This window comes from Methylocella sp., assembly GCA_037200525.1.
Taxonomy (GTDB): domain Bacteria; phylum Pseudomonadota; class Alphaproteobacteria; order Rhizobiales; family Beijerinckiaceae; genus Methylocapsa.
Genome location: JBBCGG010000001.1, coordinates 2374852 through 2388847 on the forward strand (window position 1 = coordinate 2374852; position 13996 = coordinate 2388847).

General features: G+C 66.2%; 17 protein-coding genes. 2 read left to right on the forward strand and 15 right to left on the reverse strand.

All coding sequences use genetic code 11. From position 1 onward, the window contains the following. Nucleotides 1-141: 141 nt before the first annotated feature. Nucleotides 142-4227 (forward strand): hypothetical protein, encoded by a 4086-nt coding sequence (locus WDN46_11650; protein ID MEJ0094058.1) that lies wholly within the window; start codon nt 142-144, stop codon nt 4225-4227. 45 nt (nt 4228-4272) lie between these two features. On the opposite strand, the gene WDN46_11655 is transcribed toward WDN46_11650, so the two are convergent. From WDN46_11655 to WDN46_11710, 12 genes are all read right to left on the reverse strand, one after another. Further along, on the reverse strand, nt 4273-6027 hold the full coding sequence (locus WDN46_11655) for a DUF3363 domain-containing protein (GenBank protein ID MEJ0094059.1): 1755 nt from the start codon (nt 6025-6027) through the stop codon (nt 4273-4275). Further along, complete coding sequence (locus tag WDN46_11660; GenBank protein MEJ0094060.1) at nt 6024-6278, reverse strand: hypothetical protein; 255 nt, start codon at nt 6276-6278, stop codon at nt 6024-6026. Before WDN46_11660 ends, WDN46_11655 begins: the two co-directional genes overlap by 4 nt. Continuing rightward, a complete protein-coding gene (locus tag WDN46_11665; GenBank protein MEJ0094061.1) occupies nt 6275-7123 on the reverse strand; it encodes a lytic transglycosylase domain-containing protein in 849 nt (282 codons plus the stop codon). Before WDN46_11665 ends, WDN46_11660 begins: the two co-directional genes overlap by 4 nt. Next, the gene (locus WDN46_11670; protein ID MEJ0094062.1) at nt 7120-7632 is read right to left on the reverse strand and encodes a S26 family signal peptidase; all 513 of its coding nucleotides are present in this window, start codon (nt 7630-7632) and stop codon (nt 7120-7122) included. Before WDN46_11670 ends, WDN46_11665 begins: the two co-directional genes overlap by 4 nt. Beyond that, nucleotides 7629-8105: a DUF2840 domain-containing protein gene (locus WDN46_11675; protein MEJ0094063.1), complete on the reverse strand. Its 477-nt coding sequence runs from the start codon at nt 8103-8105 to the stop codon at nt 7629-7631. The genes WDN46_11670 and WDN46_11675 overlap by 4 nt, the downstream gene beginning before the upstream one ends. Beyond that, nucleotides 8102-8356, reverse strand: a complete 255-nt coding sequence (locus WDN46_11680) for a hypothetical protein (protein ID MEJ0094064.1) — start codon at nt 8354-8356, stop codon at nt 8102-8104. The genes WDN46_11675 and WDN46_11680 overlap by 4 nt, the downstream gene beginning before the upstream one ends. Further along, a complete protein-coding gene (parA, locus tag WDN46_11685; protein MEJ0094065.1) occupies nt 8353-8991 on the reverse strand; it encodes a ParA family partition ATPase in 639 nt (212 codons plus the stop codon). The genes WDN46_11680 and parA overlap by 4 nt, the downstream gene beginning before the upstream one ends. Beyond that, on the reverse strand, nt 8988-10043 hold the full coding sequence (locus WDN46_11690) for a replication initiator protein A (GenBank protein MEJ0094066.1): 1056 nt from the start codon (nt 10041-10043) through the stop codon (nt 8988-8990). The genes parA and WDN46_11690 overlap by 4 nt, the downstream gene beginning before the upstream one ends. A 12-nt stretch (nt 10044-10055) precedes the next feature. Beyond that, on the reverse strand, nt 10056-10340 hold the full coding sequence (locus tag WDN46_11695) for a helix-turn-helix domain-containing protein (GenBank protein MEJ0094067.1): 285 nt from the start codon (nt 10338-10340) through the stop codon (nt 10056-10058). A 152-nt stretch (nt 10341-10492) separates the two neighbouring features. Beyond that, nucleotides 10493-11101: a DUF2285 domain-containing protein gene (locus WDN46_11700; protein MEJ0094068.1), complete on the reverse strand. Its 609-nt coding sequence runs from the start codon at nt 11099-11101 to the stop codon at nt 10493-10495. Further along, nucleotides 11061-11345, reverse strand: coding sequence for a DUF6499 domain-containing protein (locus WDN46_11705; protein MEJ0094069.1), 285 nt, complete (start codon nt 11343-11345; stop codon nt 11061-11063). The genes WDN46_11700 and WDN46_11705 overlap by 41 nt, the downstream gene beginning before the upstream one ends. 100 nt (nt 11346-11445) lie before the next feature. Further along, on the reverse strand, nt 11446-11715 hold the full coding sequence (locus WDN46_11710; protein ID MEJ0094070.1) for a DUF2285 domain-containing protein: 270 nt from the start codon (nt 11713-11715) through the stop codon (nt 11446-11448). 145 nt (nt 11716-11860) lie between these two features. On the opposite strand from WDN46_11710, the gene WDN46_11715 reads away from it, so the two are divergent. Then, nucleotides 11861-12118: a helix-turn-helix transcriptional regulator gene (locus WDN46_11715; protein ID MEJ0094071.1), complete on the forward strand. Its 258-nt coding sequence runs from the start codon at nt 11861-11863 to the stop codon at nt 12116-12118. Between the two features lie 59 nt (nt 12119-12177). On the opposite strand, the gene WDN46_11720 is transcribed toward WDN46_11715, so the two are convergent. From WDN46_11720 to WDN46_11730, 3 genes are all read right to left on the reverse strand, one after another. Further along, nucleotides 12178-12501: a DUF736 domain-containing protein gene (locus WDN46_11720; GenBank protein MEJ0094072.1), complete on the reverse strand. Its 324-nt coding sequence runs from the start codon at nt 12499-12501 to the stop codon at nt 12178-12180. Between the two features lie 543 nt (nt 12502-13044). Continuing rightward, nucleotides 13045-13575, reverse strand: coding sequence for a hypothetical protein (locus WDN46_11725; protein ID MEJ0094073.1), 531 nt, complete (start codon nt 13573-13575; stop codon nt 13045-13047). Between the two features lie 92 nt (nt 13576-13667). After that, complete coding sequence (locus WDN46_11730) at nt 13668-13841, reverse strand: hypothetical protein (protein MEJ0094074.1); 174 nt, start codon at nt 13839-13841, stop codon at nt 13668-13670. Nucleotides 13842-13996: the final 155 nt, after the last annotated feature.

A 13996-nucleotide genomic window follows, 5' to 3' on the forward strand; every position in this document is an offset into this window, starting at 1 on the left:
AACCGGTGTTATGGTTCGACGCGCGGACGCTTAGCGGACCGAGACTCCAACGCTCAATCCTATGAAACGCCCACAACCGCGGCCGTCCGGCATTGCCTATTGCAGTTGCTGTAAGATTGTGGACGCGAGATCATCGGCCGTATGGCAAGCTCGGACGAGAACCAGCCTCTAGTCAACGACCCCGCTCGGGAAGCGGCGGCGTCGATGCGCGGTTACTGGACCCAGGTATGGCGCAGCGTTCTCGCCTGGATCCATCTGGATGACGCAGAGAGGCTCTACCTGGAAGGCGCGGAGGACATCGACCGCGTCAGCGGCTCGGCCGCAGAGACCATCCAGGTCAAGGACGTCCAGGGCAACATCACCCTGAGGTCCGGGGACGTGATCGAGGCGATCGACAATGCCTGGGCCCATCGACAGCGCAATCCGACACGGTCGATCCGGTTTCGGTTCCTGACGACATCGTGCATCACGGTAGAACAGGGCGCTCCGTTCGGCGACGGTGTTGGCGGATTGCACCTGTGGCGCAACGCCCGATTGTTGGACGACGAGGCGGAGCGCCACAGGGACGCGCGGGCGATTGCCACGTTCCTGGTGGCAGAGGGGAAGGTTTCCGCCCCCGTCCGGGCGTTCCTGCAGGCAGGATCGGATGCGGCGATCTGGGAAGGACTTATCGCGACGGTTGAGTGGGACACCGAGGCCGAGGAAGCGCCGGAGGTCATTCGGGAGATCAAGGACCGGCTCGTCGTCCTGGGCCAAACCATGGGGGTCACGCCCGACAAGTCGGAGGACGTCGCGGCGCATCTTTACGAGATCGCCTATGGGACGGCGACGCGCCAAAAGGACCGATTTCTGACGCGGGCCGAGCTGCTGCGGGTATTCCATGCGCGGACGCACGTATCGATGCCGGCCGCCACCTACAACGCGTTGCTCGCCATCATTCCGCAGCATCTGGCGACACTGGGAGCGGATGGCGCGCTTCCCCAGGCCGTTGGTGGCACGCGTTCGGCGGTTGGCCGCGCCCCGCCATTGCCGTCACGCTATTACGCCAGAGGGGCCGTTCTGGGCGACATCGAACGGCGGTTGGCCGTCCATCCAATCCTGGTCCTGCAGGGCGGTACAGGCGTGGGGAAGTCCATCGCTGCCGCCGGTCATGTGGCGGCGGCCACCTCAAGCTGGGGCTGGGTCGATCTGCGCGGCGTCAATTCGGCCGTGCTCGCAGGCCTGCTCGATCGCGTCGTCACGGAATTGACCGTGGAAAGCGGCCTCACGCATGTGGTGTTGGATGATATCGAGCTCCCGCCGGATCCGCGGCCGTTGGAGACACCTCTGACACGGATCAAGACGATCCTGGGCGATCGGGGCGGTCATCTGGTGATCACCTCGGCCGCCGTGCTGTCGCAGCGACTGGCACTCGCGCTCGCCTTGCCAGCCGACGGCATGCTGCCGATTCCGGCTTTCAGTCGGGACGAGATCACCGAGTTCTTGATCGCACGGGGCTGTCCGGCGCCCAAGGTCGCAGGATGGTGGGCGACGTTCATCGCGCTCCACACCAGCGGCCATGCGCAGCTCGTGCATGCCCGCATCGCCGCGCTCGAGGCGCAGGGTTTCCCGACGCCTGATCTGGAAAGCCTGGCGGCGACGCCGTCCGATGTGGTCGAAGCGCGCGCGGAAGCGCGTCGGTTGATCGCAACGCTCGACGGGCCGACGCGAGAGCTCATTTACCGCTTGAGCCTTACAGTGCAGGCCCTGCCGCTTCAGCAAGTGCTCGCGATCGCGCGCCAGCCGGCGCCCATCGGTGAGCCGGGTCTTGTGTTCGACGGGCTGGTCGGACCGTGGGTGGAGGTCGCGGCGGAGGGACTCTACCGGGTTTCGCCTCTGCTGCGCGAGGTTGGCAAGGACGTCCAGGGCGAGGACTGGGCGACGGGGATGCATTGTGGGATCGCCCGCGCCATGCTGGGCTTCCGCACCTTGTCGCCGACCGACGTGTCGGCGATCCTGTTCCATGGCATTGCGGGCCGGGACTGGGCCTCCGTGGCGCGCCTGTCGTTCGGCATCCTCCAGTCGGACAACGAGACATGGGACGCGCTGGCAACGAGCGCTGACTGGTTCGTGCTGGTCGGCGTCGGCACGGCTGCACGCCCCGAGACCGATCGCTTCTCCCTGTTCCTGATCCGCCTGCTGCAGTTTCGGCTCGCCGCCGCGGCCAAAAATGATAGAGGCGCCCGCGCGATCATCGCCTGCATGGATGAAGAACTGCCGGCGGACGTGGCGGGCGCACCACTGCGGCTGGCGCGCTATTTCTTCCTGGCGCAGGTGCTGCTGCGCACCGAGGTCACTCTCCCCGTCGCGCAACTCGTGTCGATCGGGCTTGAGTATATTCGCCTGACCGACGAGTTGGCGGACATGCTCGCCGAAGCTCACGGACCGGAGTTCGATCAGGTTTTGACGGGGCCGGACGGCGCGCCGGACATGGCGTCCGTCGCCGGATTCACTTTGACGCCGCACCTGGTCGACCGGCATGCGCTCGGGGTGCTCATGGATGCGTGCGAGCCGCTGGACGCGCCGGAGGTGCGCCGCCTTCTGTGGTTTGTTGGCGGACAGGAATCCACGGCGCAGATCGTCTTGGAGCGCATCTGGCTGGCCGAACTCAGGGCCGCAGCCCCGGACTGGTTGGCAGCCCGCGATGTTCTCCGTCGAGCCTATGCGCTCGGGCGACGGTGCGGCCTGCCCGGCTTGGCCCAGGGGGCCGCACGCACGATCGCCCGCATCACGGACCAAGATCTGAAGGATCCGGTGGAAGCGCTCCGGGTGGCGAATGCGATGGCCGCCGAGATCGGATGGTCACCCGGCCAGGAAGACGGACGGGCAGCGATATTGCTGGGCAAGGGTGACGCCGCCGAGGCGCTCGCCATTTGGCGCAGGCTGCTTCCGAGCTGGAGGCCCACAGACGAGTTCGATCTCCAGCAGACCTTCTCGCATCGCCTGGCGGCCGTCGCCGCCGCGCGGCTGGATGGATGGACAGAGGCGGCAGACTGGCTACAAAGCGCCCGCGGCTTGGCGGACGACGTCAACCAGGCGATCTATTGTGCCGGTCTCCTCGTCGATGAAGGCTATGCGCGCTGGAAAGGCGGCGACAATGGCGCCGCGCTGGCATGTCTGATCGAAGGCGTTTGCGCGATTGACCGGCTGGCCCCCGATGAAACCGACGACAATATCTATCTGCTGCGCAAGCGCGCCGGCCACACGTTGATGTGGATGGCGAACACGACTGCCGGCAAGCTGCCTGTGGGTTTTGAAGCGCCGCCGCCAGCCTGTTGCAGCAGCTTGGAGCCGGTCAAGGCAGCCAGGCTTCCTTCGACGTCCAGCGACATAATGTGGGTGGAGCTTCTCGAATTCGAATTCGTCGCCGGGCTGGGCGACGCGCAGTTCCACGCCCACGAGGCGCGGCTCAAGACTTCGATCTACGGCGTGGTGCGCCTTTCGTTCAACCAGTTGCGGCTGCAGCGTCGCTTGCGAAGCGCCGTGCTCGACGATCTGGTGGAGGTGGTCGGCGATTGGGCGGAATCCTTCACCCTTTGCCGCCTCTACTACAAGGAGGACGGTCTCGAAGCTGCCGATCCGCTGCCGGCTTGCGCGCCGCCGTTTGATCGCGGGCAACTGGACGCCGAACTGATCTTGTGCGGAATGCTGAACGGCATCTTCGTCCTGGCAGCGCGAGAGGCTGTCACGGAGCAGATGCTGGCGCTCTGGGCGGCCAGCGCGGCACGTGCCGGCCTGTCCGCGGCCGTCACTCCATGGCTAACATTTGTCGGCGATCTCTTCGTGAAGAACACGGTGGATGCCGAGAAGGCTGTACGGGACGCATCGATGTCCTGGCCATGGCAGGGCGCGGCGTCAGTCAAGGTCGCGATCGACAGCGCCACCCGGCCCGCAGAGCTTCTGACGATTCATAACTACTGGACAAATGATCGGGCGCAGGCGGCGACTGGATCGTATGTCCTCCCGGAAATCGAGCATCTCGTGACGAGCGGCTGGCAGCGACTGTCCGCGCAGAGCTTCCTGCTGCGCACGCCGGCGCTGACCGTTCCGGCGCTGTTGCAGGCCTGCGCGAGCGCATCGACGGGTTGGCGCAAGATCGGCGAGGTCTTGGCCGCTGCATGCGACGCGGTGCCCGCGACGGTTCCAAGCGAATTTCGGGAGAGGTTTCGAGAAATGAAGGAGAAATGAAGTAGGACGGACAAGCTTCACCGAAATCGCAGCCGTCAGTCCGCTCTAAATGCCCAGCCCTCGCCGGCGTCCGGAGGACCAATCTACATTTCCGCCCGGCGCCACCACGCCGCTCACCTGCCGACCGAGGTGCTGCTCCAGCGCCGGCCGCCACGGAACAAGCTGGAAGCCGAGACCATCATCGATCATGGCGAACCGCCCCGACGCGAGCGTGACGCGGTGGCGATAGACGCCGGCGACGTGCTCGCCTTCGGCGGACGGGCGATGCGCGAGGCCAGTCTCAGCGACCAGTTTTGAGGACACCCCGTCAAGCTCGCGCCGCCTCAACGTGTCGAGCAGATCGCGCGCGAAGACGACCCTCTGGCCCTGCCGCCGCGCCAGACCTTCCTCGATGAGGTGATCGACACGGCGGTCCATCGCCTCGCGCACGTCGGCGCCGAATCCGCCGCCGCCGGTCGCCGGCTCACGGGCGAGAAGCTGCCGATCGATCCAGGTCGCCCCTGACGCGGTGATCTGCGCCTCAATGGTGAAGTCGGACCGAGTGGCGAGAGACAGGCGCTTGCGTCCGTCCGCCTCCTCATAGGCGCGAGCTTCGACGATCGCGCCGGGCTTGGCGTCGCCGGTCATCTCCAGGTCGGAGAAGCGGAGATGATGGGTGCGTCCATCGACGCCCTCAACGATCGCGTAAGCCGATCCTTTTAGCTCGTCGTGCAGCCCGCGCGCGACCAGCCGGCCGAGAACCGGATCTCCGCCGTCGTCGCCATGCAGGGCGAAGCTGGACACATCCGGCTCGTGGCCAGCGCCGGTCATGGCGCGGTGCATGGTTTTGATGATGTCGCCGCGGATGGAAAGGTCGCGCAACGTCTGCTCGAGGCCGGGCTTCAACGTCCAACGTGCCGTCCCGACTTGCTCGGCGAGTCCGAGCCGTTCGAGCTTCGCGGCGCGGCCGAGCATCAGCCGTCGCAGCTCGGGGTCTTCGTCCGAGGCACCGGGGCGGAGATCGGCGACGCCGGCGGTGTCATCCGCGATGTTGCGCAGCGCCCGGTCGAGACTGGTCCAGCGTTCGGCCTCGACCTCCTTCTCCAGAGCCGATCGGATCTCTTGCTCGCTGCGTGGCCCCAGCTCCAGGGTGACTCGCTCGGCGGCGCGATCACGGAAGCCCCGGCTGATGTAGTCGCGGCTGATGACGAGGTCCTGGCCGTCGTCGGCGCGGCCGCGGATCAGGACGTGGACGTGCGGATTGTCGGTGTTCCAGTGATCGACCGCCACCCAGTCTAGCTTGGTGCCGAGGTCGCGTTCGACGTCGGCCATCAGCTCGCGCGTGAAGCCACGGAGGCTCTCCAGCTCCGCGGCGTCTTCCGGCGAAATGATGAACCGGAAATGATGGCGGTCGTCCTCGCACCGTTCGGCGAAAGCGCGCTCGTCCGCGACCTCCGAGTTTGCATCGAACATCCGGGCATCGGCGCCGTCCCGCGTGACGCCCTCGCGCTTCAGATAGGTGATGTGCTTGGGGAGTGGTGCCGAACGAAAGCGCGTCCCGTGGTGACGTACGACGCGCGCCTTCATCACCACGCGTCGCGACGTCGAACGCAGCGACAAGGAGAGCGCCGCGCGCCGGCCTCGGCCAAAGCGCGAACGGCTGGCGCCGGACTTCCCGCGGCCGAAGCTCTCACCGACATGGCCGGCCTTCTTCGCGGCTCGCATGACCTCGCCGACAAAGCTCTTGGGACGCTTGGCGCCTTGGTTCCCGTGCCGGATGCGGCCTGGCCGGATGTTGAGGTCGTTGTCACGGCCGGTCATGGCGAAGGAGGCCCCTCCGGGGACAGGCGATGGCGCTCGGGGGATTGAAATCGTTGGATATTCCAGCCGGAGCGCCAGCAAGGCAGGTTCTCGAAGTTCCTGAAATAGTCAACAAAACCAACCACATGCGCCCGTCCGGAGGCGGCGCTTTTCCCTTGCCGTCCGTTGGTCGTGTTCCCCTGCACCCCCAGTCCGACACTCAAACCCACGCCAAAGCCCGCCAGACCGCGATGAAGCCCGATCTCGCTCATGGCGGCGGATTCCGCGCGGACGTCCTGACGAACAGGCCGTCGGATTGCGGGGTGAGCGCGGTCCAATCCTGCGCTGTTCCGCCGATCGACGGCTGTCCCGATGGCGGGGCGGATGATGGTTGGGCGCGCGCCGGGCTGTTCTCCGCGCGCGCCGCGAACAGGGGCGCTTGTGTCCAGGAACGGGCCACAACGGCGACAACTATCGCGTCATCAACCGAGCCGCCGCCAATCAGCGGGGCGAGAAGAGCGACGTAGGCGCGCGTCTCGGCGGGCAGCGGTCGGCCTGTCGCCAAGTGGTCTTTGTAGCGTGCCGGGCCGGCGTTGTAGGCGGCAAGAAAACCGGGCGCGCCGTAGCGATCATGCAGTTCCCGCAGATACGCCGCGCCGGCGATGATGTTGTCGTGCGCATCGTATGGATTAGCGCCGAGGCCATAGCGAAGACGCAGACCGGCCCATGTTGCCGGCATGATCTGCATCAAGCCCATGGCGCCTTTGGGCGACAGAGCCCGCACGTCGCCGAGGCTTTCGGCTCGCATTACGGCGCGTATCCAGGACGCCGGAATGCCGAAGCGCTGTGAGGCTTCGGCCACGAAGGCTGCAAGACGATCAACCGTCGTGGCGACGCTCGGAGGCTTCGCGGCGACTGGTTCGGCGTAGGCGACGCCGCCGCCGCCGGTCAACAGCGCGACCGCGATCCCGCCGCAAAGGAGCTGCCGCCAACCGCGCGTGAGCCTGGCGATCGAGCAGCGCTCGACGACGGGCGGTAAGGCCGGGAAGGAGGAAGAGATCGGGCGGGATGGGTGGCGTTGAAGGGCTGTGCGCGGGCAGGACTGAGACACGGTCATTGCTCCTCGTCGGTCCAGAGCGGCGCCGCTTCACCGACGATGCTTGTCGCCGGCAGCGGCCCGAAATACCGGCCGTCGAGGGAGTCCTCGGACTGCCAGTTCATGAGGAAGACCTGACCCTCGGCAATGACGCGGCAGCCTTGCCAGGCGGGGAGATCGCGCCCCCGGCGATCGTGGTCGAGCGCCTCGCCCATGACGGTGGAATCGACGGTGATGGTGCGACCCGAGCGGCAGACGGTTTGTCCGGGGAGCGCGAGGATTCGCTTCAGGAGGGGCACGCTCTTGGGCAGGTAGCCGCGCTCGGCGAGGAAGTTCGCCAGCGGTGCCGGCGGCCGCACCACGACCAGTTCGGTGACCTGCAGGTCGCCGGCCGGTTGCACGCGATACAGCCCGATTGGCACGCTGGCGCTGGCGTTCCAGATCAGCTTCGGCGCCGGATGAACGAAAGCGGAAACGCCTATCGCCATCGTCGCGAAATACGTCACCATCACTGCTCCGAAACGCGTCATGACGCGATCCTCCGACGCTTGAGCCATGCGGAATGTTGATCGCGCGCGTACGGCCGCGGCTCGTCGCCGGCGATCAGGCGATTGTGGACATGCCGCCAATGATCGGGAGCGGCGTCGGTTGGATCGATGCCGAGCGCTTCGACGGCGTCGATCGCGTGCAGCACGCGCTCGACCTTCGGCCAGCCGGACAGGCGCAAGAGGATTTCGCCGCCGGGGCGCACATACGGCACGGTCGAGAACGCCTCGCCGGGATGGACGGCGCGCAGAATGTCGATGCGCGAGACGACGGTGCCGAAATCGTTCGAGGCCCAGCGGATATAGGCGAGGATGCTGCCGGGCGCGAAGCTGAGGACGCGGCGGCGACGGTCGAGAATCTTCTCGCTGACGTCGTGGCCGAACCGGATCCAGTGCTCGATGCGCTTCTCGATCCAGGTCAGTTCGACATGGGTGAAAGGGTCAGGCGCTGGGCTCATGCCGCGCCTCCGCCGTCTTCGGGGAACTCGCGCAGCAGCAGGGCGCGCAGCATGTCCGCGACCGTCACGCCCCGCCGGAAAGCAGTGACCTTGATCCGGCCTCGCAACTCGGGTGTGACGTCGATGGTCAGCCGGGCGGTATAGGATTGCGCGTCCGGATCGCGCGCCGCGGTCACGTCCGGCGCTTTCACCCAACTGTCGGCGTCGCCGGGACGGGAGGCAAAACCGCGCCTGGGTGCGCGCGCGGTCATCGAACGAGGCTCCCGATTTCTTCGGCGAGAGCGGTGATCTCGCGCGCGGCCGGACTGGTCTCGTCGATGTCGAAGACGAGGCGACCGGACTGCGCGGCGTCGGCGAAAACGACACGCTGGCCAATCCTCGCCGCGAGCACCGGAGGATCGTGTTCGGCGAGCGCTTCGGCGGTCTCGCGGGCGATGATCGTGCGCGCGGCGCAGCGGTTCAGGACAAAGCGGGCGACGATCTGCGGCCGGAAGATGCGCGCCTCGGCGATCAGCTTCAGCATCTCGACCGATGCCCAGCCATCAAACGGCGATGGCTGGGCGGGGACCAAAACGACGTCGGCGGCAAGCAACGCCGAACGCATCAGGCCAGCGACGCGCGGCGGCCCGTCGATGACGACGTGGTCGGCGTCGCGGGCCAGTTCGGGGGCTTCGCGGTGCAAGGTGTCGCGCGCCAGGCCGATGACGCCGAACAGCCTCGGTAGCCCCTCCCTTGCCCGCTGCTCCGACCAGTCAAGCGCCGAGCCTTGCGGATCGGCATCGATCAGGGTGACTCTTTTCCCTTTCCGGGCCCATTCGCCGGCGAGATGCAGGGCGAGCGTCGTCTTGCCGACGCCGCCTTTCTGGTTGAGGAGCGCCACGATCATCGGGCGCTCCTGTCGGTTTTCCACCGATCGCGGCGGTGGCCAACAACAGAAGAGTTAGATTCTTCTAGGTTAGACTCTAAGTTAGGCGGCTCGGAACCGGTTGATCGGCCTAGTGAATTTGCCTGTCTGGGTTCCTGATAGCACGTGGGTCCGGTTCCTGATGGCACGTGCCCATTGGTTCCCGATAGCACGTGCGCTTCCACAGGTTGTCCACAGGGGGCTGTGGATAACTTCGTCGGCGTGAATGCCAGCAACTCGCGTCCGCCGGTCTCGCGCTCGACGACGAGGCGATAGCCCGGCAGCGGCTGGCGGCGGGCAATGTCGCGTAGTTCGAACGCGAAGCGCTTGAACGGCGACAGGCTCGCCGACTTGACGTGGAGGTGCCGAAAATCGAACCGCCAGCCACCCCGCTGGCGTCCGGCGTGCTTGCGGACCAGACGGTAGAGCCATCGTTCCAGGCCGCCCGTCAGGCTGAAATACGCAGGGTCGATGGTGAGCACGAGCGCGTCGTCGAGGACCGCACGATAGAACCAATCCGGCACGATGAGATCGATGCCATCGGCATTGCCGTGTGCATCGGCCCGCTCGGTCCATTCGTTGATCCAGGAGAAGCGGTGCATGCGCCGCTCGCTGACCTGGCGCAGCGAGGTCGCCACGGTCGTCGATTGCAATCGATCCAGCGCCGCCTTCAGCCGGTGATAGTCACGCGCGCCTGTGCCGCGGCCGGTGAAGGTCAGGATTTCGCGCGGCGTCGCCGCCATCAGGCGCGAGGTGCGCAAGCCGGCGTCGCGCGCTTCGACGATCTGGCTCGCGGCCCAGATCAGCACGTCGGCGTCCCAGATGGTCGCCATGCCGTGCTCGGGCACCGCCTCGACGCGGATGGCGATCTCGTTCATGCGGAAATCGATCGGCGTCGTGCGATGGGTCTTGGCGAGGCTGAAGAACGGATAGGCCATCAGATCCTGCGCGTCCCTCGGTGCGAGATCGCCAGGTAGAGCCCGGAAAAGTTCCAGTTGCTCGCGTTCGGAGCGGGTGCGATGGCGCACGGACATGACCGGCGGGGCTCAGCGTCGGGCTTGGCTGGCAGGGGCCGGCGTGACGGGCGTTTGACGCTTCGCCGGCAGCACGGTCCCGACGCCGGGATCGGATGTCGATGCCTTGGCTCCGAGATCGACCCAGGCCTGAAGGTCTTCGACGCGATAGACGACGCGACCGCCGAGCTTCGAATAGCGCGGCCCCGTGCCGTAGATGCGGTGCTTCTCCAGCGTGCGGATTGAAAGGCCGACAAAGCGGGCGGCCTCGGGCGTGCGTAGGTTGCGCGGCGGTAAGCCGGCAAGATTTGGAGACATGGGGAACCTCCGTGGTCCTGTCGGGGGCAGCCGGATAACGGCGGCCGTCAGGGATCACGGTGGCGAAGCGCGCGGGCGCTGGGGGATGGCGAAGATGGGGAGGGCGGAATTCGCCACCCCGCACGGTCACGCCTATCTTGAGTGCCGCCGGATCAATCCGGCCGGCGCGGACCGAGTAGATTGCGGTAGCCGCCGCGCGTCATGGCGAAGCCGGTGCGCGCCAAACGGATGACCGTGTCGCGGAGGGACGAAGTCTTCCAGGGTTCAGAGTCGAGACGGCCTGGGCCGAAGAGCGCTTCGGCGATGGCGCGGTAGCTGGCGCCGGCGAGCCGAGCGTCGAGCGCGCGAAGGGCGAAGACCAAGCGGTCGATGCGATTAGGCGGGCTTGGCGGTGTTCGAGGTCGCCCATGCGCGACGTGCCGCCAAAAGCGCAGAGTCGCGTCGGCGCGCTGCGGCGCCGTGAGGTCGAGCGCGATGAGCGCTACCACCGGCGTCGCACTTCTCGGCGGATCGATCAGCCACAACTGGTGACTGGTCGCGTCGTCTCTGAGCAGCAGATGCGCGCCATCCTCGGCATCGCGCCGGATGAGTTCGCCCGGCAAATCCGCGAGCAAGATCGAGGGCGTTCCCGTTACGGCCGGCGCCGCTGTAAGAACAATGACCGACGCCAGTTCGTCAGCGCGCCAGAAGACCGGGGAGTCAGCGGCGCGTCGGTTTGGGTCAGCCAGGAATTCGTAACCCCCAGCGCCGGGCGGGGCCATCGGTCCCGTCGTCGGCTTGGGCTGGGGCAGTGTCGAAGGCAACTCGATAGTCAGAGTTGCGGCGCAGGAACTCCCAGGCGAGGCCGGCTGGATCCATGGCAGTGGCGTATTGGTAGGCGGCTCGTGACCGCCAATCCTCCTTCGACATGGGCCTGTCTCCTCTGAGGAATTGACGGGTTGTCTGGGGTTGTAAACGTCTGATCTGTGTCCTTAGTCGCGAAGTTTGCAGGTCGCGAATCGGCATCGCGCCATGCCGAAATCGGATCGGCGGCTTTCAGGATCGACGTAAACTCGGGATGCCGTGTCTGATGGAAGACTGACGCCAGATCCGCCGCTCGTCGCTGTCAGTGCGCTGAGCGTAGCAGATCGCGATAGCCGTGCTCTGTGAGCCAAAGGGCGCGCGCCAGATGCGTCTCGTGGGCGCGGCGCGCGCGGTCCGGTTCCAGCACTGGGTCGAGTTCAAGCACGATGCGCGCCACTTCCTCCCAGGGCGCCCCCTCGGACGCTGCGTCAAGCAGCCGAAGATAGGTCGTCAGATGCGCCCGGTCATAGTCCGTCAGCTGGGCTTGTGTTGGGGCGATGTCGGCGATGGGAGGGGCCGGCGGCGAGGGCATGATCTTCTCGTGTCTTCCCGTGATAGAGGACCAATCCAAACTGGGCTCTCGAACCTGGAACGCATCGATGGCCAAGCCGGTTGGGCAGGGCTCCGCGTATTATAATGCGTAGCGCCATAATACGCGATTGGTGTCCATCCTGTGGATGGATATTCGACATTTGTTCGGAGGAAACTTTCGCCGATTTCGCATGCAAGCCGGCCTCAGCCAAGAGGCCGTCGCTGTACGTATGGGCGTCGATCGCGCTCACGTGAGCAGTATGGAGCGTGGCCAGCAGAACGTCACGTTGTTGACGATGTGGCTCGCGGCGCAGGCGCTTGGGGTGAAGCCGGCCGATCTGCTCAACGAAGACTTCGAGGTTGGCGGCGACCTTGCCGAGCCTGAAGACTCGTCGTCTCCGTAGGTGCCTTTGTAAGCCGAAGGCCCCGCCCGGTCGTTCCGGGCAGGGCTCGCTGGTCCGGCTTAGTCGCCGTTGGCCTTGCGGCCGCGGGACCAGATGAGGGTGTAGCCATCGCCGTCCTCATCGTCGAAGAGGTTGGCGTAGATCGGCGCGTTGAAGCTCGGATCGTCCAGCTTGACCGAGAGATAGTCGCGGCCCTCGTTGGAGCGCTTCGACCAAGCGGCTCCGATCTCGGCACGGCCGACATAGATCCGATGGCTGGGGGCGTTGTCGTTGGCTCGGTTGGTCTCGGGGACGATGCGGACATTCTTCGTCTGGACGCTCAGGGTGACGATCTCGCCCTGGAACTCGCTGCCGGACTTCTTGAAGGAACCGATGTTGGCCATGTCACTTCTCCTTAGCTGTTTCGAGCCCGCGACCACCGCGGCCTCGATGGCGATCGGGAAGCCGAAGGCGATCGACGACGCACCCGTTCGCGGGCCGGAGCGCAGCGGAGGATGGCGGCGGTAGACTTTCTTGCCTCGCGAGGAATGGCCAAAGGCCAGGGGAAGAAAGTCGATCCGTCCGCCGTTGCGTCTCAGGCGATCGAGGCGCAGCCGTCCTTCGGCCAGATCAAGCCATGGAGAGGCCGTGTGGTCCGCACGCCGAACAGCATCCTCGGGAGAAGACGTGGCGGACGTCGAACGTCCCGCACAAGAGGCTTGGCTTTCCAGGCGAAGAAAAGGAAGCCCTGGCGTTCAGAAAGGACGAACTCATGACGCGGCTATCCGTGCGGACGGCGCCGCTGCCGATGGAACGTGTCTCAGTCGGCCTCGAGGCGCCGGCCAACCCGAGCGCTCAAACGAAGGCCTTGGCGTTACCGGTCACGCGAACGAGCCCCATTCACCGCACCGAAATTCAACATCTTCGACGATGAGGACGGCCCAGGCTCACCCGTCCCGGGTCGCTCCCGCCAATGGAAACGATGCCGGACCTCCAGCGCCCCGCCGATCGACATGTGGCGGGACAAACAGCGACATGCGCGCCCAGGCCGTGCCACCGACAAGGACAGCGCCGACAACCGCGAAGGCCTCGCGCCAGCCTTCGGACGGCACGCCGATATGGGCGAGCCCAAACGTCGCGTGGTAGCCTGCGATGGCGGCCGGCACGGCGAAGAGGAGCGCGATTGCGGCGCGGATGAGCGGCGTTCGCACCGTCGCGAAGGCGATCTGCCCGATCGCCAGGGTCGCGCCGCCAGCGAGAACGCCGACAACAAGCGCGCCGATGACGCCCGAGCCGCTGTGGAAGGCGGCGAGTCCCGCTGTCAGGCCCGCGAAGAATGGGAGCGCGTAAACCGCGAGCGTGAACAGCAGCCAGCAGAGGAAGCCGATGGCGGCAACGCTCAGAACAAGTCCGATGACGAGCATGGTGGATGTCTCCGTGACAAAGGGTCGAACGGTCGCGCCCACCACCACCACCATGGCGCACTGCCGAGTATAGCCGAAGGTGATGTAGGGTGGCAGCGGAAATCTGGGTGGGATTTCCGCCGCCGCTTGGTGCGACCGGTGCCCCTTCAGGGTTGGAAGGGGTCGAATTCATGAATGATCGTGGCTGGGTCGCCGTCATATTCGGCTGACGGCATGACGCCGTATTCGCCGTTGCCGACGTGAAAGACGGTGATGCAGACCATCAAGGTGGTGGCGAGGTTCCAACCACGTGCGTGAGCGATCGAAAGGGCTTGAGACATCGTTCCGGCTCCTGTCTTGGAGGCGGGGACCATCCCCGCGCGACAGGCGCCCGATGTGTCCGGCCCAGGGCCGCAATCACCGCGCAGGCGAAGCCGAAGAGGCCGCACGCTCGCGTAGCGGACCCTTCACGGGTTGATGGCGTCAGGCCCTGGGC

Bases quoted from the DNA above. Each gene is read 5' to 3' on its own strand.
- WDN46_11700 (MEJ0094068.1), bottom strand. From the start codon at position 11,101: ATGGCCCCGCCCGGCGCTGGGGGTTACGAATTCCTGGCTGACCCAAAC.
- WDN46_11665 (MEJ0094061.1), bottom strand. From the start codon at position 7,123: ATGACCGTGTCTCAGTCCTGCCCGCGCACAGCCCTTCAACGCCACCCA.
- WDN46_11720 (MEJ0094072.1), bottom strand. From the start codon at position 12,501: ATGGCCAACATCGGTTCCTTCAAGAAGTCCGGCAGCGAGTTCCAGGGC.
- WDN46_11650 (MEJ0094058.1), top strand. From the start codon at position 142: ATGGCAAGCTCGGACGAGAACCAGCCTCTAGTCAACGACCCCGCTCGG.
- WDN46_11675 (MEJ0094063.1), bottom strand. From the start codon at position 8,105: ATGAGCCCAGCGCCTGACCCTTTCACCCATGTCGAACTGACCTGGATC.
- WDN46_11730 (MEJ0094074.1), bottom strand. From the start codon at position 13,841: ATGTCTCAAGCCCTTTCGATCGCTCACGCACGTGGTTGGAACCTCGCC.
- WDN46_11710 (MEJ0094070.1), bottom strand. From the start codon at position 11,715: ATGCCCTCGCCGCCGGCCCCTCCCATCGCCGACATCGCCCCAACACAA.
- WDN46_11660 (MEJ0094060.1), bottom strand. From the start codon at position 6,278: ATGAGCGAGATCGGGCTTCATCGCGGTCTGGCGGGCTTTGGCGTGGGT.
- WDN46_11680 (MEJ0094064.1), bottom strand. From the start codon at position 8,356: ATGACCGCGCGCGCACCCAGGCGCGGTTTTGCCTCCCGTCCCGGCGAC.
- WDN46_11695 (MEJ0094067.1), bottom strand. From the start codon at position 10,340: ATGTCTCCAAATCTTGCCGGCTTACCGCCGCGCAACCTACGCACGCCC.
- WDN46_11655 (MEJ0094059.1), bottom strand. From the start codon at position 6,027: ATGACCGGCCGTGACAACGACCTCAACATCCGGCCAGGCCGCATCCGG.
- WDN46_11690 (MEJ0094066.1), bottom strand. From the start codon at position 10,043: ATGTCCGTGCGCCATCGCACCCGCTCCGAACGCGAGCAACTGGAACTT.
- WDN46_11670 (MEJ0094062.1), bottom strand. From the start codon at position 7,632: ATGACGCGTTTCGGAGCAGTGATGGTGACGTATTTCGCGACGATGGCG.
- WDN46_11705 (MEJ0094069.1), bottom strand. From the start codon at position 11,345: ATGCCGATTCGCGACCTGCAAACTTCGCGACTAAGGACACAGATCAGA.
- parA (MEJ0094065.1), bottom strand. From the start codon at position 8,991: ATGATCGTGGCGCTCCTCAACCAGAAAGGCGGCGTCGGCAAGACGACG.
- WDN46_11725 (MEJ0094073.1), bottom strand. From the start codon at position 13,575: ATGGTGGTGGTGGTGGGCGCGACCGTTCGACCCTTTGTCACGGAGACA.
- WDN46_11715 (MEJ0094071.1), top strand. From the start codon at position 11,861: ATGGATATTCGACATTTGTTCGGAGGAAACTTTCGCCGATTTCGCATG.